General features: G+C 39.3%; 22 protein-coding genes. 12 read left to right on the forward strand and 10 right to left on the reverse strand.

The window, feature by feature from the left end; all coding sequences use genetic code 11:
* The first annotated feature begins 507 nt into the window (after positions 1 to 507).
* The 3 genes from HVN35_06110 to HVN35_06120 all read left to right on the forward strand — a co-directional run bounded on the left by HVN35_06110 (position 508) and on the right by HVN35_06120 (position 3,751).
* Positions 508 to 2,310, forward strand: coding sequence for a VWA domain-containing protein (locus HVN35_06110; protein ID NYB52112.1), 1,803 nt, complete (start codon positions 508 to 510; stop codon positions 2,308 to 2,310).
* Between the two features lie 116 nt (positions 2,311 to 2,426).
* The gene (locus HVN35_06115) at positions 2,427 to 2,978 is read left to right on the forward strand and encodes an MptD family putative ECF transporter S component (protein ID NYB52113.1); all 552 of its coding nucleotides are present in this window, start codon (positions 2,427 to 2,429) and stop codon (positions 2,976 to 2,978) included.
* Entirely contained in the window at positions 2,975 to 3,751 is a 777-nt protein-coding gene (locus HVN35_06120; protein ID NYB52114.1) for an energy-coupling factor transporter transmembrane protein EcfT, read from the forward strand. Before HVN35_06115 ends, HVN35_06120 begins: the two co-directional genes overlap by 4 nt.
* A 28-nt stretch (positions 3,752 to 3,779) precedes the next feature.
* Here the strand turns inward: HVN35_06120 and HVN35_06125 are convergent, their stop codons facing one another.
* Positions 3,780 to 3,926 carry a hypothetical protein gene (locus HVN35_06125; protein NYB52115.1) on the reverse strand — a complete coding sequence of 49 codons (147 nt, stop codon included), beginning with the start codon at positions 3,924 to 3,926 and terminating at the stop codon, positions 3,780 to 3,782.
* Between the two features lie 15 nt (positions 3,927 to 3,941).
* On the opposite strand from HVN35_06125, the gene HVN35_06130 reads away from it, so the two are divergent.
* Positions 3,942 to 5,216 carry an ABC transporter ATP-binding protein gene (locus HVN35_06130; GenBank protein ID NYB52116.1) on the forward strand — a complete coding sequence of 425 codons (1,275 nt, stop codon included), beginning with the start codon at positions 3,942 to 3,944 and terminating at the stop codon, positions 5,214 to 5,216.
* Positions 5,217 to 5,421: 205 nt separating this feature from the next.
* On the forward strand, positions 5,422 to 9,114 hold the full coding sequence (bchH, locus tag HVN35_06135) for a magnesium chelatase subunit H (protein ID NYB52117.1): 3,693 nt from the start codon (positions 5,422 to 5,424) through the stop codon (positions 9,112 to 9,114).
* A 41-nt stretch (positions 9,115 to 9,155) separates the two neighbouring features.
* On the opposite strand, the gene HVN35_06140 is transcribed toward bchH, so the two are convergent.
* From HVN35_06140 to HVN35_06170, 7 genes are all read right to left on the reverse strand, one after another.
* Complete coding sequence (locus HVN35_06140) at positions 9,156 to 10,130, reverse strand: ATP-binding cassette domain-containing protein (protein NYB52118.1); 975 nt, start codon at positions 10,128 to 10,130, stop codon at positions 9,156 to 9,158.
* A gap of 80 nt (positions 10,131 to 10,210) precedes the next feature.
* Entirely contained in the window at positions 10,211 to 10,999 is a 789-nt protein-coding gene (cbiQ, locus tag HVN35_06145) for a cobalt ECF transporter T component CbiQ (protein ID NYB52119.1), read from the reverse strand.
* 101 nt (positions 11,000 to 11,100) lie between these two features.
* Entirely contained in the window at positions 11,101 to 11,403 is a 303-nt protein-coding gene (locus tag HVN35_06150; protein NYB52120.1) for a PDGLE domain-containing protein, read from the reverse strand.
* The gene (gene cbiM, locus HVN35_06155; GenBank protein ID NYB52121.1) at positions 11,400 to 12,044 is read right to left on the reverse strand and encodes a cobalt transporter CbiM; all 645 of its coding nucleotides are present in this window, start codon (positions 12,042 to 12,044) and stop codon (positions 11,400 to 11,402) included. Before cbiM ends, HVN35_06150 begins: the two co-directional genes overlap by 4 nt.
* Positions 12,045 to 12,382: 338 nt before the next feature.
* Positions 12,383 to 13,063, reverse strand: coding sequence for an energy-coupling factor ABC transporter permease (locus HVN35_06160; protein ID NYB52122.1), 681 nt, complete (start codon positions 13,061 to 13,063; stop codon positions 12,383 to 12,385).
* A gap of 114 nt (positions 13,064 to 13,177) precedes the next feature.
* Positions 13,178 to 13,873, reverse strand: a complete 696-nt coding sequence (locus HVN35_06165; GenBank protein ID NYB52123.1) for an SAM-dependent methyltransferase — start codon at positions 13,871 to 13,873, stop codon at positions 13,178 to 13,180.
* The gene (locus HVN35_06170; GenBank protein ID NYB52124.1) at positions 13,848 to 14,411 is read right to left on the reverse strand and encodes a GNAT family N-acetyltransferase; all 564 of its coding nucleotides are present in this window, start codon (positions 14,409 to 14,411) and stop codon (positions 13,848 to 13,850) included. The genes HVN35_06165 and HVN35_06170 overlap by 26 nt, the downstream gene beginning before the upstream one ends.
* A 304-nt stretch (positions 14,412 to 14,715) precedes the next feature.
* Between HVN35_06170 and HVN35_06175 the strand changes: the two genes are divergently transcribed.
* From HVN35_06175 to HVN35_06185, 3 genes are all read left to right on the forward strand, one after another.
* On the forward strand, positions 14,716 to 15,519 hold the full coding sequence (locus HVN35_06175) for a methyltransferase (protein ID NYB52125.1): 804 nt from the start codon (positions 14,716 to 14,718) through the stop codon (positions 15,517 to 15,519).
* 49 nt (positions 15,520 to 15,568) lie between these two features.
* Positions 15,569 to 16,573 carry a radical SAM protein gene (locus HVN35_06180; GenBank protein NYB52126.1) on the forward strand — a complete coding sequence of 335 codons (1,005 nt, stop codon included), beginning with the start codon at positions 15,569 to 15,571 and terminating at the stop codon, positions 16,571 to 16,573.
* Between the two features lie 254 nt (positions 16,574 to 16,827).
* Positions 16,828 to 17,439 carry a TraR/DksA C4-type zinc finger protein gene (locus HVN35_06185; GenBank protein NYB52127.1) on the forward strand — a complete coding sequence of 204 codons (612 nt, stop codon included), beginning with the start codon at positions 16,828 to 16,830 and terminating at the stop codon, positions 17,437 to 17,439.
* 548 nt (positions 17,440 to 17,987) lie between these two features.
* On the opposite strand, the gene HVN35_06190 is transcribed toward HVN35_06185, so the two are convergent.
* Complete coding sequence (locus HVN35_06190; protein NYB52128.1) at positions 17,988 to 18,266, reverse strand: hypothetical protein; 279 nt, start codon at positions 18,264 to 18,266, stop codon at positions 17,988 to 17,990.
* 1,117 nt (positions 18,267 to 19,383) lie between these two features.
* On the opposite strand from HVN35_06190, the gene HVN35_06195 reads away from it, so the two are divergent.
* The 4 genes from HVN35_06195 to nikR all read left to right on the forward strand — a co-directional run bounded on the left by HVN35_06195 (position 19,384) and on the right by nikR (position 22,152).
* Entirely contained in the window at positions 19,384 to 19,929 is a 546-nt protein-coding gene (locus tag HVN35_06195) for a hypothetical protein (protein ID NYB52129.1), read from the forward strand.
* Positions 19,930 to 20,092: 163 nt separating this feature from the next.
* The gene (locus HVN35_06200) at positions 20,093 to 20,716 is read left to right on the forward strand and encodes an energy-coupling factor ABC transporter permease (GenBank protein ID NYB52130.1); all 624 of its coding nucleotides are present in this window, start codon (positions 20,093 to 20,095) and stop codon (positions 20,714 to 20,716) included.
* A 13-nt stretch (positions 20,717 to 20,729) separates the two neighbouring features.
* Positions 20,730 to 21,227 (forward strand): hypothetical protein, encoded by a 498-nt coding sequence (locus HVN35_06205; GenBank protein ID NYB52131.1) that lies wholly within the window; start codon positions 20,730 to 20,732, stop codon positions 21,225 to 21,227.
* A 514-nt stretch (positions 21,228 to 21,741) separates the two neighbouring features.
* Positions 21,742 to 22,152: a nickel-responsive transcriptional regulator NikR gene (gene nikR, locus HVN35_06210; GenBank protein NYB52132.1), complete on the forward strand. Its 411-nt coding sequence runs from the start codon at positions 21,742 to 21,744 to the stop codon at positions 22,150 to 22,152.
* 50 nt (positions 22,153 to 22,202) lie between these two features.
* Here nikR and HVN35_06215 read toward each other — a convergent pair whose 3' ends face one another.
* Entirely contained in the window at positions 22,203 to 22,952 is a 750-nt protein-coding gene (locus HVN35_06215) for a transposase (protein NYB52133.1), read from the reverse strand.
* Between the last annotated feature and the right edge of the window lie 181 nt (positions 22,953 to 23,133).

A 23,133-nucleotide genomic window follows, 5' to 3' on the forward strand; every position in this document is an offset into this window, starting at 1 on the left:
CTATTGGGCAGATTAAGATTTTAGAATTTTTTTGTTTTTTTGGGAACTGAAAGTTAATGGGTGGTGAACTCTTCATCAAAATTTCATCATTCAATAGTATCTTTCACCAAACAAATACAAATTAGGGCAAAGATTGTTTTCAAATATCGCTTAACTCCCAAAACTTTACAACTTCTTATTTTATAATCCCTAAAATTTCACTATTTTTTATAATTATATGGTCGTCTTATTAATCTCAAATCTGCAAATTTTAGGGTTAATAAAAGATTGAATTGTTTAAAACAATTTATTTGGTTTAATCAGGTTTTTTAGAGATTCTTACAAGTTTCTATTTGTATTTAGATTTAATTTTCAATCAACATGTTATTACTTTCAACCCTATTTTCCCGGTCAAAGTAATAATACAGTGTAGATCGAAAGTATTATATTAAATGATTTGGTTACACTAGAAAGAGTGAAATAGATTTAGAATAGTATCAATCTTTATTAAAAATGGGAGTTACGATTATGCATCATAAATTTGTTATTTTTCCATTCACTGCCATGGTGGGTCATGACATACTCAAAAAAGCTCTTCTAATCAATGCCATTGATCCATCAATTGGGGGAGTACTAATAAAAGGAGACAAGGGAACTGGAAAATCCACTTTCGTGCGTTCACTATCCTATTTACTGCCCCAGATAGAAATTGTGAAGGGGTGTGCTTTTAACTGCCATCCCTCTGATTTGAAGTTAATGTGTGCTTCTTGTCAGGAAAAATACAAAGAAAAAGGAACTCTTCCCTCAGTTTCCAAGAGAATGGAAATAGTGGACCTCCCCATATCTGCCACTGAAGACATGGTAATTGGAACCATAAACATTAAAAAAGTTTTAAAAGACGGTGTTAAAGCGTTAGAGCCAGGTATTCTGGCAAGGGCAAATAGAAACATCCTCTACATCGATGAGGTGAACCTACTTGATGATCACCTGGTAAACGTGTTACTGGATTCTGCAGCCATGGGTGTGAACCTGGTGGAACGAGAGGGAATATCCATCTACCATCCCTCCAGATTTATCTTGGTCGGGACCATGAACCCTGAAGAAGGAGATCTGCGCCCGCAAATACTGGACAGATTCGGCTTGTCAGTTGAGGTCAGAGCCCTGGAATCAAAGGAAGAACGTCTTAAAATAATGCAGTACCGTAGAGAATTTGACCAGGATCCCTGGAAATTTGAACAGAAATTCAAATCACGTCAGGAACAACTGCAGGATGTCATTATAAATGCCCAAGAAATTCTACCCCAAGTCAAAGTTTCAAAGGAAATGATGGAGAAAATAGTGGAAATCACCACCAGCCTGGGTATAAAAACCCATCGAGCAGATATCGTCATGGAAAAAACATCCCGCGCTCTGGCAGCACTGGATGGAAGGCGCGAAGTAATCGAAGAAGACCTGAAAGAGGCAGCTTTAATGGCATTAACCCACCGGATGAAACAGTTACCATTCCAGAAGGATGAACCCCTCACCCCGGAGACCATTGAAAACCTGATACAGGGCGAACCTCCAGAAGAAGTTTTTGAAATTAATCGTGAGCGACAGCTGAAAAAGGATATCACCCGTCAGGAGGCCATGGGGGCAGTGCAGGGTAAAAACAGTTCCAAGGTCACAGGAAAAAGGGGAATGTACTTGAAGGCCAGGGATAGTAAAAAACCCACCAGCGTGGCAGTAGATGCCACTGTGCGCAAGGCAGCTCGGGAAAATAGTATTGGAGTCAAAGGAGAGTTGGTAATATTACCAGAGCATGTTATGGAAAAGGTCCGGGTCAGCAAGGGTGAATCCCTTTACATCATACTACTTGATTCATCATCTTCCATGAGCCTGGATAAAAAAATCGGGTTTGCTAAAAGCCTTTCCTGGCTCCTTCTCAAAGAATCTTACGAAAAAAAGAACCGTGTAGCTCTTTTATCCTTCCGGGGAGATGAGGCCGAGATTTTATCTCCACCCACCCGTGATGTGAATAAAATTGAAGAATCCCTGGAGAACCTGCCCACCGGAGGAAAAACACCACTTACTCCTGCCATTTATCAGGCCCTGGAAATGGCAAAACTGGAGAAAAAAGCAACCCCCACTTTGATTATAATTTCAGATGGCAGAGGGAACGTTTTCCTGGAGGATAATCTGGAAACAGATATCAAACTGATTTCTGAAATGATTGAAGGAGTAAATCTGGTATTTGTCAATGCCGAAACCAGAAATAGGAGCATAGGTGTTCTGGAGGATATTTCCACCACTCTAACCGCTGCACATTTTTATCTGGATGAAGTGGTGTGAAAGTATAAATGCAATCTTAAAGATTTACTGGACTTTAGATGGCCTTTGGAAATGATAAAACAGAATAAAACTAAAAAACTGAATAAAATCCACTAAAAATAAAAATGGAGATAAATATGAATCTACAAAAGTTTACCACCCGAGACCTGGCTTTTATTGGTATGATAATTGCTTTAATGTTCATTGTGCAGACCGTAACCATTCTGGGCATCTCTGCCCTAACACCCATAGAACCAGCTAAATCAGTGGCCTCAGCATTCTTTGTAAGCATTGTGATTGCCATTGGACTGGCTAAAGTAGGGAAGATAGGCACATTCACCATTATTGGTGTGGTTAATGGGATAATATGCGGCTTTATCATGCCTGCATTTTTACCACTGCTTCCCACCACCATTCTGGGAGGATTAGCAGCTGATGCAGTGACTAAGATCAAATTCAGCCAATACGGTTCCAGAAATTCTTTAATTGCAGCCTGCGGAGTTAACCAGTTTGTGGAAACCCTGGTGATCCTCACTGTCCCCTTTTTATTCGGATTTTCACAGAACATCCTCACCCCTACCCTGATACTGGTTTCTGCACTCATCACCACCACCCTGGGTGCCCTGGGAGGCTGGGTTGGTTCTAGGATAGTTAAGGAACTCAAAAAAGCAGGGGCGATTGGCGAGTGATCCTGGAGAGTCTTTTTTCACCATTCACCACAGATATAAATGAAGTAGACTCCATGGTGCACCGGCTGGACCCCCGCACCAAAATGGGACTTCTTCTAGGTGTAACTCTCCTATCAGTATATATGGAAAACATAATCCTGCTTTTAACACTGGAAATATTGTTGCTATTATTAGCGATTATCTCCAGAACCTTTCGCAGCATGATACGATTTCTTTTACTTTTTTTCATCTTTGGCTTAATAGCTGTGGTGGCACTGGCTTTAATAACCGGAAATTTCAACTATTCTCTGGTGTCATTCAGTCCCTTTTTCGCCCGTTTCGGGGTGATGATCACTGCTGGACTGTTATTCGCCTTAACCACATCTCCCAACAACCTGGCCCAGGCCCTGGAAAAGATGCGCTTTCCCCCAGCTTTAAGTTTCACCCTCACCATTACCCTCCGTTACATCCCCACCCTGGCCCGGGAAGCCGCTGCCATAATGAACGCCCTGAAGCTGCGGGGAATAAACCTGACCGCCTGGGACATCATCCGCAGACCATCTTACTTTTACCGGGGAATAATAATCCCCTTATTAATTCGCACCCTTAAACTATCAGATGAAATCGCCATCGCCGCTGAAAGTCGCGGATTTAAAGGTGGAGAAGGACGATCCAGTTTGAAGACACTAAAAATAGGGGCTAACGACCTATTGTTCGCATTTTTCATTGCATCAGCCGCCTTTTCTCTGCTTTTAATAGATAAATCATCTTTATTAGCAATACCTGGGGGCTGATACCATAGCTGAAGTTACAGTCAGTAATTTAACTTACCGTTACCCTCATAGCAAGCAGCCAGTCCTTAAAGATGTTAACTTCAAAGTCAGAAAGGGTGAATTCATCTTTATCACAGGAAGAAGTGGCTGTGGCAAGTCCACCCTGGCCCGAACACTCAACGGAACCATACCCCATATACTGGAGGGGGAAATGAGAGGCGAGGTCATAATTAAGGATAAAAACACTAAGGATTATCATGTTTCAGAAATTGCTCCATATTTGGGGTTTATTTTTCAAAATCCGGAGTCGCAATTTTTCACTCTACGCGTGGAGGATGAGGTGGCATTTGGCCCGGAGAACCTGGGATTGAATCCAGATGAGATTCATGAAAGGGTTACTGAGGCTCTGAAATATGTGAACATGCCCAGTTTCAGAAAACGTAACGTATTCAACCTTTCTGAAGGTCAGAAGCAGAGAGTAGCCGTAGCAGCCAACCTGGCACTTAATCCAGAGGTACTGGTACTGGATGAACCCACCTCCAACCTGGATCCCCAGGGAGCCTTCGAACTTTTCCAGGTGCTTGAAAAACTGGAAAAAACAGGTAAAACAATTATACTAATCGACCACCGCACCCATTATGCCAGAAAACTCGCAGACCGGATTTTAATCATGGAAGATGGTAAAATCGTAAAGGAAGGAGGCCCTGAACTTTTAGATGATCCCCTTCTACGGGAAAAACATGGAATAAGGAATCCAAAACCGCCATCCACTTACAAATATCACTTGGAGGATGAAAATCATCAAAAAATGGGAAAAGCTGAAAATACGGTTCTTGAAGTAAAAAATATCACTTATCAGTATGGAAACGGATTCAGAATAGGGGATGTGTCATTTTCTCTGTTCGAAAAAGAGGTTCTGGGTATAAAAGGAGCTAATGGTTCGGGTAAGACCACCCTGGCCAAATTATTGGCCGGACTCATCAAACCATCCCAGGGAGAAATAAAATTTTCTCAGAACAGTAAAAAACTGCCTGTTGCCAGGAAACTGGGTATGGTTCTTCAAAATCCTGATCATCAGCTGTTCATGGACAGTGTATACACGGAACTATCCTTTGGATTACCCGAGTTAGGATTTAGCTCTCAGCAAATTAAGGAGCAAGTTGAAGAAGTTATAGATTCCATGAATCTCAAAAAACTTAAAAATAGACATCCTCACTCTCTGAGTGGCGGTGAAAAGCAGAGAACACTAATATCTGCTTTAATGACTCGCAAACCTCAGATTTTAATCCTGGATGAGCCCACCACAGGGATGGATAACTATCATATGAAACAGCTGGTAAAAGAAATTAAAAATCTCAGAAAAACAGGAATGGCAGTGATTTTAATTTCCCATGATCAGGAATTCATACAAAAAGCAGCCACTAGAGTCATCACAATTTCCCATGGTCAGATCACCGATGATAAATACATGCATCAATTCACATAGGTGATAATGGATTAAATCAAACATGTAAGTTATTATAAAGGTTTTATTAAAAATTGAAAGGATAATTTGACTATCAAAGGTAGAAATCGGGGATTTATTAGAATATAAAAAGATTTAAATGAATGATTGAGATGAATCAAGGTTAATTTAATTCAAATTAATATTCTGAAGTTATGGATTAAATGGAAAATTAGAGGTATACTATATGAAAAAGATTCTGGCTCTAACCACCATTAACAACACTCTATCACTGAAGGATGCAGTGGAGAAAATTAAAAAGGAACATGGAGAACTGGTAAAAATAAGAAAGGTCTACCTGGAAGAATACGAGGATCCCACCATCTCCCTGGAGGATATTGAAAAAAGCATCAAACAATCGGACATTATCCTGGTTGACATCCGGGGAGATATTCGTCTAGCCAGAGAATTACCTAAGCTCCTGGATGGTAAAGATAAAACCGTGGTGGTAACGGTGTGGGGCAGTCCCCAGATCCTGGCCATGACCAAAATGGGTAATTTTAATGGTCAGGAAGTCATAAAAACCTTCCAAGCCCACGACATGGATCTGGATCATATTATCCGCTACCAGAAGCAGGATGAATTGCCAGGAAAGATGGATGAACTACTGGAAGATGAAGTCCGCCAAGATATGGAACTATGGCTCCAGTCCCTGGAATACTATGGGCAGAATGACTCAGAAAACCTTAAAAATTTCATATTATTCCTTTTAAAAAATTTTGCTGGTGTTGAAGGTCTGGGAGAGATTCCTCCCGCCATAGAACAACCCCTCTACGGTTTATACCTTCCTTATCAGGGCATCTACCAGGATATGGAGGAATATAAAAGGAGAATAAGATTCGATGATGAACTGCCCACGGTGGGTGTGCTGTTTTACGGGGGGATGCACTTTGATGACACCCGACCTCTGGCAGATGCACTCTTCGAACACCTCAGAGGGGATGCCAATGTCCTGGTGGTTTTCTCCCATGTGGAAAAGAACATCACTGCCATCAACGAGTACCTTAAAGATATCGATCTTTTCGTGAACTTGCAGTACTTCCAGATCAACGGAGGACCCATGGGTGGAAGTCCAGAACCCACTCTGAAATTCTTCCAGAAAGTGGATGTTCCCTACCTCCTGAGCCTCCGTGGATACGAGACTGATGTGCATCAATGGCAGTCTGGTGAGCATGATCTCAGTCCCCTGGAAATTATTCTGGGAGTGACCATGCCTGAGCTGGATGGTGCCATTGAACCATTATTCACTGCAGGCCTGGAAACCATCCAGGATCCGGAAATGGGCCGGGTGAAGATCATCAAAGTCCTCCCGGACCGGATGGAAAAACAGGCGCAAAGGATCCGCAAATGGCTGAGTCTCAGGAAGAAAGAAAATAAAGATAAAAAAATAGCCATACTCACCTATAATTACCCCCCTGGTGAGGAGAACCTGGCAGGATCCGGATACCTGGATGTGTTTGCCAGTATGGAGATATTCCTAAAGCAACTCCAGGAGAATGGCTACCACTTTGATCTGCCTGATGAGAAACTCAAGGATTTATTCCTGAAAGAAGGAATCTTAAACAGCCCCAAATATCACCAGAAAACCGGGATAAAGATCCGGAAGGATGAATACATATCATGGTTCTTAAAACTCCCTGAAGATGTTCAGGTAATGGTAAAAAATCATTGGGGTGAACCCCCAGGAGATATTATGGTAGAGGGCGATAGAATCATCCTACCTGGAATAAATCTGGGCAACATTTTCTTAGGGGTGCAGCCCAGCCGGGGAGTGCATGAAAACCCGGAAGATGCCTACCATGATAAGGAATTACCACCACACCACCAATACTTGGCATACTACTATTATCTGGAACATGTCTATGGGGCTGATGCACTCCTTCACTTCGGGATGCACGGAACCCTGGAATTCACTCCAGGAAAACAGGTGGGACTATCATCATCCTGCTTCCCTGACCTGCTAATCGGAACACTACCCCACATCTACTATTACTGGGTGGGAAACACCTCAGAATCTACTATAGCCAAGAGGAGATCCTATGCCCAATGCATATCCCATGCATCACCACCCATGAAGAGCTCAGGACTATATGAGGATTACCTGAACCTGGAAGAACTCCTAAACCAGTACCAGGAAAATAAAGATGAGAAAACCCTTAAAATAATAGAAGAGATGGCTGAAAAACTCCACCTGCCCCTAAGTGCGGATGAAATCTCAAAGGAACTCTACCGAATGAAAAAAAGACTAATACCTCATGGCCTGCACGTCTTAGATTATAAACCTAACCAGGAACAACTTACAGACTATCTTCTAGGAGTTTTAAGAATAGAACGCCAATATCCGTCCATATTGAAACTGGTTGCTGAGGCTATTGAAGAAGATGAGACAGAAAAAACACAACAAACTAGGATAAATGAGTCCCAACTTGAAGATGAGGCAAAAATAGTCATTAAATCATTAATTAAAGAAAATTCATTAAGCAAGGTAAGTTCCAGGTTAGAAGACACCTTAGAAGAGAACGCCTCAGGTAAAGGAGAACCTCAGACTAAAGGAAATATCCTTCCCCATCTTCCCGACGGGTATGTGGAATATGTGCAGGGAATAATCGCCAATATAGATGGTTCCCAGGAATCTCAGGGTTTATTAAAGGCTCTTGAAGGGCGATACATCACACCCTGCCGTGGAGGGGATCCTATCCGGGATCCAGATGTGTATCCCACGGGGAGGGCCATGTATGCCTTTGATCCCCGGCAGATACCTACAGTGGCTGCTGAAAGCCGGGGGCAGATGGCAGCAGAACTCTTAATAAAATCTTACCTGGAAGAACATGGTACTTATCCAGAGAGGGTGGGAATAGTATTGTGGGGTTTTGAAACCCTTAAAACCGGAGGAGACACCATCGCCACCATCCTGGCTCTATTGGGAATGCGTATCAAACACCAGAAAGGGGCCTGGTTTAAGAACATAGAGGTGATACCTTTAGAAGAACTGGGAAGGCCCAGAATCGATGTAACTATTACTATATGCGGTATATTCAGGGATACTCTGGCCACCCATATTGACTTTATCAACCGGGCAGTTCGCAGGGTAACCCGACTGGAAGAATCCCCGGAAGATAATTATCCACGTAAACATTACCTTGAGGATTCTGAAAAGCTGGGTGATCTGGCTATGGCCCGTATCTTCGGACCAGCACCCACAGAGTACGCCACCAGCATGCGCACCCGGGTGGAGAATGGGAACTGGGAGGAGGAAGAAGAACTGGTGGAAAACTACCAGGAAAGCATGCAATACGCCTACCAGGAAGGAACCATCACCGAGAGCGCAGAGGCATTCAACCGTGCCATTTCACAGGTGGACCTGGTCACCCAGGAAAGGGACAACACAGAATACGAGGTAACCGACCTGGACCATTACTACGAATTTTTAGGTGGACTGGCCAGAACCATAGAAAGTAAGCGGGGTGAAAAGGCAGATATAATGGTGGTGGACTCCACTGAAGAGGAAGTGAGGGTGGAAGGATTATCCCAGACCATCCAGAGAGCCAGTCGCACTCGACTGTTAAACCCGGCCTGGGTTGATGGGATGCTTAACCATGAATTCCACGGGGCACAGAAGATACAGAACAGCCTGGAATACCTCCTGGGATTCGCAGCCACCACTGGACAGGTTGAAAATTGGTTATTCGATGAAGCCGCTGACAAACTCTTATTTGATGAAAAGATGAGGAAAAGAATACAAGAAAACAATCCTTATGCTGCGGTGAAAATGGGAGAAACATTGCTTGAAACTGAACGACGCGGATACTGGGAGGCAGATGAAGAGAAAATAAAAGAGTTAAGGAATCTGGTGGTGGAGATGGATGCAGAAGTGGAATAATGGTGACGAAGGATAGGATATTAATATAAACAAATAAAAATCTATTTTTTCCCTGATCGCATATTCTCGCTTTCTTCTTCCAGAATGTGTAACATTTGATGATACTTTTCTTCACCAAGAGTATGCAGTAATCTATGTTGGCAGTTTTCATGAACCAAGTGTAAGAGATTATGGTAGGTTTCTACCCCTACAGCGTGAAGGATCTCATGATATGCTTCTTCCACAGTTAACTTAACCCTTATATTCATACCATTAGTTTTTAGACGGTGCAGGAGAGCCGCAGCTTTAGGTATTTTTAGATGAGCTCTTTTAATTGTTTCCGGGTCATTAAATATGTCTGCAGGGGTGCCCTGTTGTATGATTTCACCTTCATGCAGCACGAAGATCTTATTTGCGAATTCAATTACCATCTCCACATCATGGGAGGAAATGATAATACTCATACCTTTCTGATTCAAGTCATAAAGGATTTCCATTACCTGTTCCACTCCACGGGGGTCCAGGCCAGTGGTGGGTTCATCCAGTACCATGATATCCGGTTGCATGGCCAGTATACCGGCAATGGCCACTCTCTTCTTCTGACCCCCACTCAAATGGTGGGGGGCTTTTCCACGTTCTTCTAGCATTCCCACTGCAGATAATGATTCTTCAACTCTCTTTTCCACCTCTTCATCAGAAAGTCCCAAATTCATTGGTCCAAAGGCCACATCCTCTTCCACAGTGGGTGAGAAAAGCTGATCATCCGGGTTCTGGAACACCATACCCACTTTCTGCCGGATTTTAATCAGATCATTCTTTTTGTAACTGGCAGGTTTTCCATCTATTTTTATCAAACCAGAAGTGGGTCTTAAAATCCCGTTAAAATGGGAAAATAAGGTTGATTTACCAGCCCCATTGGAGCCTATAATGGCAGCTCTTTCTCCCTCCATTATTTCCAGGTTTATATTATTTAGTGCAACGGTTCCATCTGGATAGGTGAAACACATGTTTTCAGTTTGTATAATTGGTCTGGGCATCTACTATCCCTCAGTTAATAAAACATTCATGGTTCAGATTTATTATTAAGGACATATTATAGGATTCTAGAATTATATTCTTAAAATTTAAACATGGTAAGATATTGCAGGGAAATTATGAAAATTATGGTAATTGATAGTAGTGTATAGTCTTTATAATCTATTTTACTTTTAGCCTTGTAAATACGCGTGTTTTCTGAATATCCCCGACACACCATACTTATATATACAGTTTCTCCCTGTTCAAAGGCCCGGATGAACATCATGGTTATGGTTTCACCCACCTTCTTCAACCTCCATTTATAGGGGGTTTTCTTGTTGAAGATGTCAAAGCAACGGGTTGACTGGGCATTTAAGATGTTCATCAGTTGGTCATAGAAAAAGAATAGGTAGCGCACGGTGAGGTTCAGGAGCATGGCTAACTGGTAGGGTACTCCTAGTTTCTGGGCAGAGGCCACCAGATCCTGCATGGAAGTGGATGAGGATAAAAATACAATGGAAGTAACTGAAACCGTAACTCTGAAGAGGAGTAAGGTTCCGAAGAATAATCCATAATCAGTAATATGTAAAAGGCCATATGGGCCCGTCCAGATAACATTCCCTGGCTGGAAGAAAGGCTGAATCATGGCCACAAACCCTCCGAAGGGGATGACCAGAGCTATACGCTTCAAAGCATATTTAGGGGATACATTGGATAATGAAATGAGAAATAAAAGGTAAACTTCCATTAGAGCCAAAATTATGAGATTAGTGCTAGTAACGGCATATATAATGATTAACATGGCAGATATGAGTTTTATTCTACCATCTAAATTGTTCATGAAGCTTTCTTTCCGGGCTTCTCTATCGATTTCAGCTAATCCCTTCATAAAATCTCTCAGTGTAAATATAGCTTATTTTATTATATAAAAACTATAATTCTTTTCCTAAAAAAGTAAATTAAGAGCTTATAAAAGCTCTTCTTGTCTAGTTATTCCTTTTCATTTCCATTCTTTTTGGCAAGAACTTTAGCCAGTCCCAGCGCCACTAAGAGTACCAGTATAGTACCAACCACTAAAGCAATAACTCCACCCAGTGGATTCTCCTCCATTCCAGGTATGGCGTAGTCTGGTAGGGGGGATTGCATTACTGGTTCAGATTCTGGAACTTCCAGACTTTCTGCTGTACTTTCCAGTCCGTCTGGGTTGCTTGAGGCCAGGAAAGGAGCTATAATGGCGATGATCAGGGCGATAGCTAGACCACCTATTAATAGGTTACGATTTGCGGTGCTCATTCTACCACCTCCTGTTTTTTGCCACTTACCCATGCTGGTACCAGATCCGGCCTTACACTGTCAATACCCAGAATTACCACTACGGTGATAACACCTTCAATACATCCTATCACAGCATGATAAAGTCCCATGAAGATCAGTCCTTCAACCAGGGGGAATGTACCTGCTATAGCCATTTCAATGGCACATGCAATTGCCGCCAGGAATATTGAAGCCCATGCCGCAATGAAAATTGCCGGTATCCTTCCAATTCCTTTCAGTGCCTTGTAAGCATAGAATCCTACAAAACCACCTATAACTCCCATATTAACGATGTTTGCTCCGAGAGCAGTCATTCCACCGTCTCCGAATATTAACCCTTGCAGTATGAGTACTATGGATAAAACCAGCACTGCTGCCCAGGGGCTGACGAATAAAATCGCTATCAATGCTGCACCAACCATGTGTCCACTGGTTCCCCATGGTATGGGTATGTTCAGTGCTTGTATGGCAAATATACCTGCAGCTAAAACAGCCAAAAGCGGTACGTTTCTTTCATCCAGGTTTTCCCTAGCCCATTTCAGTGAATATCCAATAGCTATAATGGCAATGATCCAGTAAATTGGCCAGGTCCAACCTAAAAAACCATCTGGTATATGCATTGTTTACCTCCGAATTTTTTTTTAATTTAAAGCTTTTTTAAGTATTGATCATTTTCCTGATTTGAGATTTGTCTGATAATACTTGGAAAAAGCCTTTATCCATGTTTATTATAATTGCCAACAAACATATTATAAGCTTTTCCATAAGTATTACTATTTCTAATTTTAAAGTCTTTATAGTAATAACATTGGTTTACATCAATTTTTTTTAACAGTTTATAGATTTTTTTTTAAAAAAATGAGGTTTTTTATACCCTATAATAGTTTCTGGATATTTAATATTTGGTTTTGTTAAACTTAATCTATTAAAAAGGGTTCATTTTTGTCTAAATAATATTTCATAAATTATTTTTATTAATAATTTTGTTCTTAGATCTTAAAAACATTCCAACAATACATCCGGTCATGGTCATGATCCCTTCAAATATACCAAGTACTGCTGCAGTCATGGTCATGGAAATAATTCCTTCTACCAGTGGAAAGGTACCTGCCATCCACATCTCCAGGGCAACTGCTGCGGCCACTACAACTAAAGATACTAATCCTGCCAAAAAGCCACCAATCACCACCCTTGGAGTCTTACCTAAAGGTTTGGCGAATTTGTAGACGTAGAAACCTGTAAAACCACCTATGACTCCTATATTAATAAGATTTGCCCCTAAAGTTGTTAAACCTCCATCTCCAAATATCAAACCCTGTACTATTAACACTGGTGTCATAACCAGGACTGCTCCCCAGGGGCTTCGAAGTATTATGGCTACCAGGGCAGCTCCAAGGAGTTGAATGCTGGTTCCAAAGGGAACAGGGATGTTAACTGCTTCTATGAAAAAAACAAATAATGGTAAGGCAAAAACTACAAAGATTAGATAGGTGAAAATCTTCCTAATGTTCGTTTTTTCTTTTTCAAGCTTAATTAAGCATTCAACAACCCATTTGATGGTGAAAGCCCAGGCTAAAAACATCAAAATTGTGTATATTGCGCACTGCCACAGGGGTATAAAACCATCAGGAATATGCACTAAACCACCTCGTTATTCATAAATTATAATAAAATTTGATAAATATATTTAATTTTTTTCCAATTGATTTTTCTCTCAAAATAATGCTTAATATATGGAATTAATCAAGATTCATTAGAGATTTATAATCCTCATCATTTCATTCCCACCTTTGCGGAACCGATAATCCACTTTTTCTATGTAAACTTTGCCTGAATGTGCAATATCTTCTTTGATCATATCTACAAATTCTGATCTCTTCCCATTTCCCTCCAGATTAACCAGAGGGTAGATGCGCACCTCTCCCATGGTCACCCGCAGCATTTCACCAACAGAATCAAGGTGAAACTGGTAATCCAGACGATCATCATATAGAAATAGCAGATGGGAGCATAAAGTGAGTGAAAACTGCTCATCTTTAAAGGGAAGATTGGGCAGTTTACCCTCCACATACCTTAAACCCTGGTATTTTTCATAATCATCAATAAACTCCCTGCAAGCCAGCATTCTCTCTTCAACCATTTTCTTGGAGTTTTGAAAGAAACCCCAATCCACTTTGTGATCCATTCTACTGTGGGCCTGGATCAGAGTGTTAAAATCATCAATGGTTCTTTCTCTAACTCTCTGGTGGTCCATCCCATAAAGGGGATCAATGGCAATTATGTCATATCCCTGCTTTCCCAGGGATGGGGTGAAAGAACTTGCCCCGGCAGCACAATCCAGAATTGTTTTATTTTCAAGAAATTCAGGAGTTAAATTGAACATAGACATGTATTCCTGGTAACTACGACCCAGGAACCATATCTTATCCTTGGAAAATGAGCACTTCATCTTCATCACAGACAGGAGTGAAATGGTACAATTTCTTTTCCATATGAACAGTTTGAAGCTGGTTTCCAGTATCATCTACTATCTGGTAACCATTTGAAATCCAAAAATCAAGGGAACCCTTAACAGTCTTTTGGGTGTGGAGGTAAATCTTATCGTAACCTTTAACCCGGCAGAAATCCTCTGCCCGACGAACTAAAGATGATGCAACTCCATTCCTACGCCACTTTTTATCCACAAAAACTCTCCATAAGCTGGCAGTAGTCTCAGAATTGTAAATGTCCCTAAAAAGTGGAAAATCCTTATCATAAGCCCTTACACCTATGGTGCCAATGATTCTTCCAGTATCCTGATGTATAGCCAGGAAAAAAGTGTTTCTCTCAGGATCAAGGTAATATCTTCCCATTTTTTTTATATCCTGATGGTATTCGGGGATAAATCCATAACCAAATTCATCTCGGATCATGTTAAAAAGGAAATTTTTAACATTAATCTGTAAATCATCAGCTTTTTGCAGCTCATTTATTCTGAAATAGTCCATGGATAGTTCTCCCATTTAGTTCATTTTCATCTTTTAATACTTTCAAGGGGTTTAAAGGCCAAATAGTAATACTTACTAGGTTCTTTATATTAAAAAAGAAATAAAAAGAGATATATAAAATTTCCGCATCAGTTAAATGGATTAAAACCAATAATAAGTTATAGTGATACTCGCACCCCTACCCAACATTAAAAAAATGGATCGTTTATCAATTTTCGCATATTTTCCTAAAAATCAATTATCAACGATTTTAAAATAGTTTTAATGACAAAAATGATGTTTATCACCTTAGTGGAGATTTATAATGAGTTGTTACAAATACTGGGAACAAATAAAATCAATAGCACATGCCCTGAAAAAATATGGGGATGTAGAATTGAATGAGATGCCCCTGGATGAAATCATACCCCTCCTGGATTCTGTGGAGGTCATTGCCCATGATCAGGAGATAGATTTTGACTCTGCCAAGCATATCCTGGATGATGAAAAGATGAATGAAGCCCTCCAGTTAATCAGAAAGTTCTACGTAGGTCTGGGGGCCAGGTTGGAAACAGAAAATGCCCGGGAAATACTTGAGTCAGATGACCCCTGGGCCACCCTGAAATCATTCCATTTCTATGACCGATACCAGGGACTCATAAAGAATGAAAACCAGCTGGTGAAATTCACCCCCCAACAAAAGGTGGTGTTTATTGGTGGAGGACCACTTCCCCTGACACTAATTCTTCTCAACAAATTGTTCCAAGCCCAGGGAGTGAGTGTGGAGATAATGCCTGAGGTGGCAGAACTCTCCCGCCAGGTTATAAAGAAACTGGGACTGGAATCCCAGATCAGGGTTGTTGAAGGGGATGAAACAGTCTTGAAGGAAATTGACTACACCGTGGTAATGGTAGCTGCCCTGGCAGAACCTAAAGAGAGGGTATTTGCCAACTTGTGGGATATAGTGGACACTGTCACCCCTGTAATCTACCGTACTTACACCGGTATGAGGGCCATTCTTTATTCTCCAGTCACAGAAAGAGCCACCCGGGGTTTCCATAAAGAGGTTATGATCCTCCCCTCAGGCAAGGTTAACAACACCTCAGTTTTAATCAGGAAGGTAGTTTGAGGGGGGTTGTTTGGTAAAGATTGTTGGATAGGTTTGAAAAATTAATTTCATGGATAATCACGGATACTTGAAGGATTTAGAAAAATGCCAGCTTTGCCCCTGGAAATGTGGAGTGAACCGTCTTAGGGGTGAAAGAGGAGTATGTCGCGTTTTAAAGCCTGAGATTGCTTACACAGGACTAACACAGGTTTTGAAAACATTTGCAGTAACACTACCTGGCTGTTCATTTAAATGTATTTACTGTAATGCTTACCGCCTGTCCCAGTACCCAGACTCTGGCTGGATCTACAGGGGACATGTCAAACCTCATGAACTGGCACAGGAAGCTTTAGAAGGATTTCAAACAAGTTTCGCCCAGAAAATGGGTGTGAAAAAACTCAGCTTCACTGGGGGAGAGCCATCCATCCACACCCCTTACCTGGAGGAAGTGGTTATCAATATGAGGGAACAAATTCCAGATCTGGAGGTGGGACTGGCCACCAATGGATTCTGCACCCATCATACCATGAAGCGCCTGGCTAGAATATCTTCATACATCAATTTTGAAATCAAGGCACTGGAAATGGAACTGCACCAGGCAATCACCGGCGCTCCCAGCAAACCAGTACTTGAAAATGCCCGGTGGTTGGCTTCTGAAAATCTTGAAAAGATCCGAGTGTTCCGCACGGTGGTCATCCCTGGAATAAATGATGGGGAGATACCAAAAATAGCCAGTTTTATCCAGGAAATTGATCCGGATATTCCCTACCGGTTGGTGGGTTTCAGACCCCACTTCATGCTCTACTACCATCCTGCACCAACCCGGGATTACATGCAGAAACTGGTGAAGGAATGTCAAAAAATAGGGCTTAACAATGTTGATTACTCTGGATACTATCCTGGAAATCTGATTAGGGATTCATCACTTAAAAATGGATTAAAAAATACTTATCACATTCTAAATCAGGCAGGGTGTTATCGTCATCCCAGAAGCTGTGGGGATTGTCCTGAGAATACTTCGTGCCCTGCCATTGTTCTGGAACCATGGACTAATCAACCCCTAGAATCGGACTAATCAACACTAGAATAATATGAATATAAAGAAATTATTTTAATTCATGTAAAATCCGGGTATATGTTGATGAAGCTAACAACTCAAACTAATTCTTGATACTAACCGAAACAATTCGACTATAATTTTACTCTTTTTTTGAAACTTCTTTTATTGAAACTATAATTTTAACTATCAATAGAATAAGACTGATAATTGAAACTACATCTTAACCGTAAATATGAAATTTAACAATATTTTTGTATGCAGGTGAAAATATGGAAAAATCAAAAAATATGATTCCTTTTTCGGAAGTAACCAAATTTCATGGACATGTATGTCCTGGAACCGCCATAGGATATCGGGCTGGTGAAATCGCTATAAACGAGCTTGGATCACCGCGAGCCGCAGACGAGGAATTCCTGGCCATCGTGGAGAATGATAGTTGCAGTGTGGATGCCATACAGGTTTTAACTGGCTGTACCTTTGGGAAAGGAAATTTAATATTCAGGGATCATGGAAAACATGTATACACCTTCTTAAACCGGGATACAGGGGAAGCAATAAGATTATCTTTAAAGAAAGGGCTGGATGAAATAGGATCTGATTTTGATAAAGCTCGGGATAAGGCGTTTTCAGATTCAGCCACTCTGGATGATAAAAAGAACTTTGAAAAACAGAAGGACCTGGTTACCCAAAAGATCATGGAGTTGCCAGCCGAAGAATTATTTAAAATTGAAAAAGTGGAAATAGACATACCCGGGGAAGCCCGCCTTTTCCGTTCAGTTAGATGTGCCAAATGTGGAGAGCTGGTGGCAGAGCATAGGGCAAGAGTGGAAAAGGGTGCTGTGGTGTGCATTCCCTGCTTTGATGATTATTCAAGGAATTAGAAAGTTACTCAAGAAAGATTTTCCTCCAAAACCATCATTTTTTTACTTCTTCTTTTTGGGGGGTGTTGTTTAAATCACTATTCCATGAAGTTATCTTCAAATGCCCAAATTTCTTTAATGGTGTATTTTATTCCATATCAATCTACTTTTGTTAACTGAAAACCTCCTGTATTTCCTCTAAAATAGGATATACTGTAGATCCATCAATGGCTATGAGTATGCACGGCAAAAAATAACTGCCAGTATTCTGGTTTTAAGGTTACTAAACACATTATCTCCCCCTTTTTATGAATATTAATAAATTGTTACAAATAAATATATTTATATTAGTATTACTGAGGTAATGGTTTTGAGGGTTATCAGTAATAAAAAAATGAGAATTTGATAAGGTGGAATGTAAGTGTTTTAAAAATGAGAAATTTTTTATGAAAAAAGGAATAAAATAATTAGGTTTTAAAATGATTAGAATGCTATGGTATGGTTGATAAGGTAGAATTTTATGAATTAAAGGGTTTCCAATGAACAAAAAAATATTTAAAAGAAATTAATTAATTAGAAATATTTCCGGCTTTTTCTTTATAATTCAATGTTTCTTCTTCATTAACCAAAAAATTATCCTTTTCAATGAAGATATCATTCTCATCAAAGCTTATACGAAGATTTTCATGGCACAATCCTAAATCCTTTAATGTGCTTCTAATCACGGCCAGGTTAGATTCACTGTAAGGAAAGTTTGCCCAAGCAATGTGGGATCCTTCATTGAGCTTTTTTTCAATTTTTTCCAATTCTTCCATAACCGTTATTTTTTCAATTGATTTATTTCGCATTTTTTTTACACCTAAGGAAATATATTTTTTTTATAATTTTTGGAAAATTAGCCTAGATGAGTATATAAGGGGCATCAGAGGGGGGTATGATACATTTGAGCGGATTATTTTAAGGATTTTTGATGCCCCGTATACCAAATCCAGTAGAGATCACCAGTGATCTCCACTGAAGACGTCTTGCAGGAGGAAATTGGCAAGTTCATCATTAATACAAAAACACCTTTTTGAACCCCTCTATTAATACTTTATCTGGTGTTATTCGTACAATGACTGGATTGGAACAACTCCTATTTAAGACTTTCTATTTATTTTTTATTATTACTTTTTGGTCGGAATAGAGTGTTATTGCAATAATTTATCAAAGTATTCAGGGGGCATCATTTAATAGAAAAAACTTTATTATCAGATTATTTTCAAAAAGCAGGTTATATATTTTTTCATAAGGTAGATCATTTTCCCAATGACATTAATCAGGGATCTGAACTCCTGCTATCATCTTAAGGTGGTTGTTATCAGATCCCTGAAAACTCCATTTGTATAAAACATCTGGAGGGCTTAAATGGTTGTAGACAAATATTCCTTAACTTGACTGGTATATATTTAATTATTTAACTGATTAAAGTATGATTTTTATTAGTTGAATAATCTATTTTTTATAATCATTTAGAGGACTTATATAATTTATTATTAATTTTAACTTATTAAGAACAGATATTGAAATTTCATATAATATAATAATTTTTTTGAAATAATAATACTTCAATATATTATTACGAGTTTTATATACGAGTTGTGGTCTTAAAAAAAATTCTGAAACCTTCGATAACCTACTATTTTATTGTATTGTGGATGTAATGGTTTTATTTTTTAAATAGATTTTATTGAAAAACTTTAATATGGATAATGGGTGGTATTAACATGGAATTGGTTATTAGATTGTTTATCTTGAATTAGTTTATTTTCATCCTTTGGATGGTCATAATATTAGTGAATTCAAGAGCTTAAGGTTCCCGTTAATATTACTTTTTTTAAAGATTAAAGCTCAATAGTAATAACACAAATCATATATAGTATATTACTACTTATTTTTTTACATAGTTGTGAAGTTGTTCATAAAATGAAAGGGGATGATGTTATTAAAAACATGAAAAGAAACGGAATCCTTCTAATATTTGTAATTGTCTTATCAATAGTTTCCATTGGTGCTGTTACAGCACATCCCGGGCATGGAACTCCCATAGAAGAGCCATCAGACCCTGGAACTGGTAGTGGCACTGGTACAGGCACGGGCTCCAGTGGAACTACCACCACTGACACCAGTTCAAGCACCTCATCTGGAAGTTCAATCTCAAGTTCCTCGGGTTACACTTCCACCAGTAGCAGTTCCAAATCTGCAAGCAGCACATCCGGAGCAAAAACATCTGGCGAGACAGGCACAACTGACAAAAGTAACAGTCAAGACAGTTCAACGGATAACACTGCAAATCAGGCTGTAAGCACCCCTGAGGATGCTACTGACACTTCCGGATCTTCAAGCAGCTCTCCAGGAGGACCAATTGCCATGATTGGTTTAATGGTGGTTACTGGTTTGATTGGCATGTCTTTCCCATATAAAGAAGGCGGTACTCTACGAAATCTACAAGTTAGACTATTTGAGAGATAAGAATTATTGACAGATTTTAAAAAATTGTTTTATTTCCTTATTTTTTTTGTTTGAAAAGGAAAAAATGACTAATAACATTTTTTAAAGTTTAATTAGTTTTAATAATGTTTAATGAACTATCAGAATCAGATTTGTCAAAAAAATATTAATGGAGGTTATTAATTTGCATTTACCTGATGGCCTGCTACCATTATGGCAGGCTGCAATCTACTGGATATTAACCCTTGCTGTACTGGGATTATATTTGTACAAACTTTCAAAAACCGAGGAAAAGGAAAAGATTATGGTCAACACTGCCATCCTGGCCGCAGTGACTATCGCTGCTTCTTCCATATCCATACCCTCACCCTTCGGAGTACCCATACACCTGTTTATAATACCCCTTGTGGTAATTTTGCTCGGACCACTGAGTGGGGTTACAGTAGCCTTCTTATGTTTTATAGTACAGTTTTTATTCCTGGGAATGGGAGGTATAACATCTCTAGGGGCTAATGTAGTGACCATGGGAATAGTGATGAGCTTTTCAACATATTACTTCTACAAATTCACCGCAGAACTTGATGACCGGCTGAGCGTATTCTCGGGAACCTTTATGGGAATAATCATGGCCACCATCGCACAGATTATAATATTAATCATTGCCGGTGTGGCCACCCTGGAAGTATTACTGGCCACCCTGGTGCCCTTTTATCTCTTTGTAGGTGTAATAGAAGGCATTATCAACATTTTCATCATCCTATCCGTGTTCAAACTAAAACCGGAAATGGCAAACATAGAAAAAATTTAGAGGATGTTTAAAGATGATAGATTTAAAGTCAAGTGGTATAAACCTGGGTATTTTCATCCTGATAATCGCTGCCTTTGTGGTTCCTGTGAGTGCCCATGGGGTACATGTAACCACCAATCAATCGGCATTTATCATAGCAGATAACTCCACAGGTAAACTGGCCAGATCCGTGGTGGACGAGATGGGAGTCAATGTTACGGTTTATAAGTTTGCATCAGCCGATGATGTGGCCCATGAACTGGAAAGCACTCTCACCAATCCGAATCAGAAGATCCTGGCAGTGGCCTACACTGACACAGTACAAAAATTCATCAACCAGCACCCGGAAGTATCCGGGAGGATAGTCATAGCTTCTGCCAACAAGAATTCCATCCAGCAGGGTTTAACCAAGTTAAACATAGCCGGAGCAACCAGTGCAGGTTTCTTAACACCCCTTTTATCTGGTCTTTTAATTGGACTGGTTTTTGGTCTGGGAATTGGTGCAGTGTGGATGAAGAGGAAAATGGTTTAACCCATAATTTGATCATTTTTCCTCCTTTGGGTGATTTAAAACTATCTCGTCTTTCAATTCTTTTTTTACTTATTTTAGTCCTCTAATCACTTTTTAATTTGTTCTTTACATTTATCAAGGATAATTTTTAATTATGGGAATATTTTTGCTTGAATATTTAATATTATTAGGAGATTATGAAAAATTATTTTGAGAAATATTTCAGGGTTTTTACTGGTACTAATCATCTGCAACATTTATTGGGGAAATGTTTATAAACTTAAAAAAATAATAAAAAATAGAAATAATAGTCGATGCAAGTTTTGTATGAACATGGGGAGTTTGTTCGTTTTATGGTCGGATTTGTTTGTGGAGATGATTTGTTGATTAGAATACAATTGCCAATAGAATCCAATAGTATCAGATAAAAAAATCAGATAAAAAGATGTATTAAAATATAATAAAATAGGTTATTGAAATACGGTTATCATCTAAAATATGTCAATTTGATTAATTCAGGAGGGAGTTAAAGTTGATGAGAATTAGTATGTCTTTACCCAGAAAGTTGCTTGAAGAATTTGATGCAATTTTGCATGATAGAGGTTATAATTCAAGATCTAAGGGAATCCGGGACGCTCTGGAGGATTACATTCTACGTTATCAGTGGATGAATGAGATGGAAGGGGAAAGAACCGGGACTATAGCAGTGGTTTTTAAATACCATTACACAGGCGTCCTGAATGACCTTGCCGAGATCCAGCACGATTTTAGAAAACAAATAACTGCAGTTATGCGTACCGACATAGGGCAAGAGTACTGCCAGGAGATTATCGTAGTGAGGGGTGATGTGAAGTATTTACGGGACTTAACCGAAAAAATAAAAAGCCTTAAGGGTGTGCAACACGTCAAACTTACTAGTACAGTCAGTAAGACAAATTCTCAATAGAAAAGTCATGAAAATGGAAATGTCGTTACTTTAAAAATAGGGTGTCTGTTTTATGTGAAGTTTTCCAAGGCGTAGATTTCTTGGATTTCGTTTTGGCCGTAGGATATTATTATTCCTAGTAAAAGTACATTTAGGTAGGCTTTTTTATAGACTGAGCGTTTGGTATAGGCGTGTATATGGCCTAATCCTAATTTTTCTTTGAGGAATTGGAATACTTTTTCGATTTTCCATCTTGTTCTTCGAAAATCCTCCCATTTGGGGAGTAATTCGAATAATCGTTCTCTTAATTTCTTGTATATTGCTCCGGACTTATTTCTATAGTCAAAATAATCTAATGGGTTGGTTATTTTGTCTTTTAACACTTCTAGAGTTGGTTTTTTCTTTGGAAATATTAAAGGAACAATTTTGTATTTGTTTATACCGTTTAAGTAATTACATGTACTGTAAAATCCTTTATCTGCTAGTATTAGTTGTCCTTTTCTTATTAATCTTCTTCTTTTTAGTTCATGCATTATTTCATCGAATATTTTAGTATCATGAGGTGAACCAGGATGAATTAGTATTGCTAGTGGTCTTAATGTTTCGTATTCGACTGCTAATGTCATCTTGAAGCCTGCGTAGTGGCCTTTTGAGGTTGAAAAGCCTCTTTTGTAGTCTTTATCAAGGCATGTTTGCTTTGAAATGTATTTTCCATTAAATTTCAAATCAATGATTAAAGGGGTTGAATCAATTAAAACAGTTTTTATGTCGCGTATTTTTTTGAATTCTAGTTTATTTAATGTTTTTAATGCGAGTTCCAAGTATTTTTCTTCATTTTTTCGTGAATAAACCTCTCTCACCTGTTTTAATGTTAACAAGTCGTCAATATTAAGAATTTACGGAGTTTTTCACGGTTTTTCACCTCAAAGTAAACATGTGAAACTTCTAAATTAAAATATGAAGCTAGTAAAACTATCTTCAGCATAGTTTGATATCTTTTAA

The organism is Methanobacteriaceae archaeon (genome assembly GCA_013403005.1).
In the GTDB taxonomy this organism is placed as follows: Archaea; Methanobacteriota; Methanobacteria; order Methanobacteriales; family Methanobacteriaceae; genus Methanobacterium.

Excerpts from the sequence above, each read along its gene's own strand:
- HVN35_06125 (NYB52115.1), bottom strand. The coding sequence starts at position 3,926 with ATGGGGTATGGTTCCGTTGAGTGTTCGGGCCAGGGTGGACTTGCCACA.
- HVN35_06110 (NYB52112.1), top strand. The coding sequence starts at position 508 with ATGCATCATAAATTTGTTATTTTTCCATTCACTGCCATGGTGGGTCAT.
- HVN35_06170 (NYB52124.1), bottom strand. The coding sequence starts at position 14,411 with ATGGACTATTTCAGAATAAATGAGCTGCAAAAAGCTGATGATTTACAG.
- HVN35_06195 (NYB52129.1), top strand. The coding sequence starts at position 19,384 with ATGAAAGGGGATGATGTTATTAAAAACATGAAAAGAAACGGAATCCTT.
- HVN35_06115 (NYB52113.1), top strand. The coding sequence starts at position 2,427 with ATGAATCTACAAAAGTTTACCACCCGAGACCTGGCTTTTATTGGTATG.
- HVN35_06190 (NYB52128.1), bottom strand. The coding sequence starts at position 18,266 with ATGCGAAATAAATCAATTGAAAAAATAACGGTTATGGAAGAATTGGAA.
- HVN35_06165 (NYB52123.1), bottom strand. The coding sequence starts at position 13,873 with ATGAAGTGCTCATTTTCCAAGGATAAGATATGGTTCCTGGGTCGTAGT.
- HVN35_06130 (NYB52116.1), top strand. The coding sequence starts at position 3,942 with ATGAGAGGCGAGGTCATAATTAAGGATAAAAACACTAAGGATTATCAT.
- nikR (NYB52132.1), top strand. The coding sequence starts at position 21,742 with ATGAGAATTAGTATGTCTTTACCCAGAAAGTTGCTTGAAGAATTTGAT.
- HVN35_06205 (NYB52131.1), top strand. The coding sequence starts at position 20,730 with ATGATAGATTTAAAGTCAAGTGGTATAAACCTGGGTATTTTCATCCTG.
- HVN35_06180 (NYB52126.1), top strand. The coding sequence starts at position 15,569 with ATGGATAATCACGGATACTTGAAGGATTTAGAAAAATGCCAGCTTTGC.
- HVN35_06140 (NYB52118.1), bottom strand. The coding sequence starts at position 10,130 with ATGCCCAGACCAATTATACAAACTGAAAACATGTGTTTCACCTATCCA.
- HVN35_06175 (NYB52125.1), top strand. The coding sequence starts at position 14,716 with ATGAGTTGTTACAAATACTGGGAACAAATAAAATCAATAGCACATGCC.
- cbiQ (NYB52119.1), bottom strand. The coding sequence starts at position 10,999 with ATGAAGGGATTAGCTGAAATCGATAGAGAAGCCCGGAAAGAAAGCTTC.
- HVN35_06185 (NYB52127.1), top strand. The coding sequence starts at position 16,828 with ATGGAAAAATCAAAAAATATGATTCCTTTTTCGGAAGTAACCAAATTT.
- cbiM (NYB52121.1), bottom strand. The coding sequence starts at position 12,044 with ATGCATATACCAGATGGTTTTTTAGGTTGGACCTGGCCAATTTACTGG.
- bchH (NYB52117.1), top strand. The coding sequence starts at position 5,422 with ATGAAAAAGATTCTGGCTCTAACCACCATTAACAACACTCTATCACTG.
- HVN35_06150 (NYB52120.1), bottom strand. The coding sequence starts at position 11,403 with ATGAGCACCGCAAATCGTAACCTATTAATAGGTGGTCTAGCTATCGCC.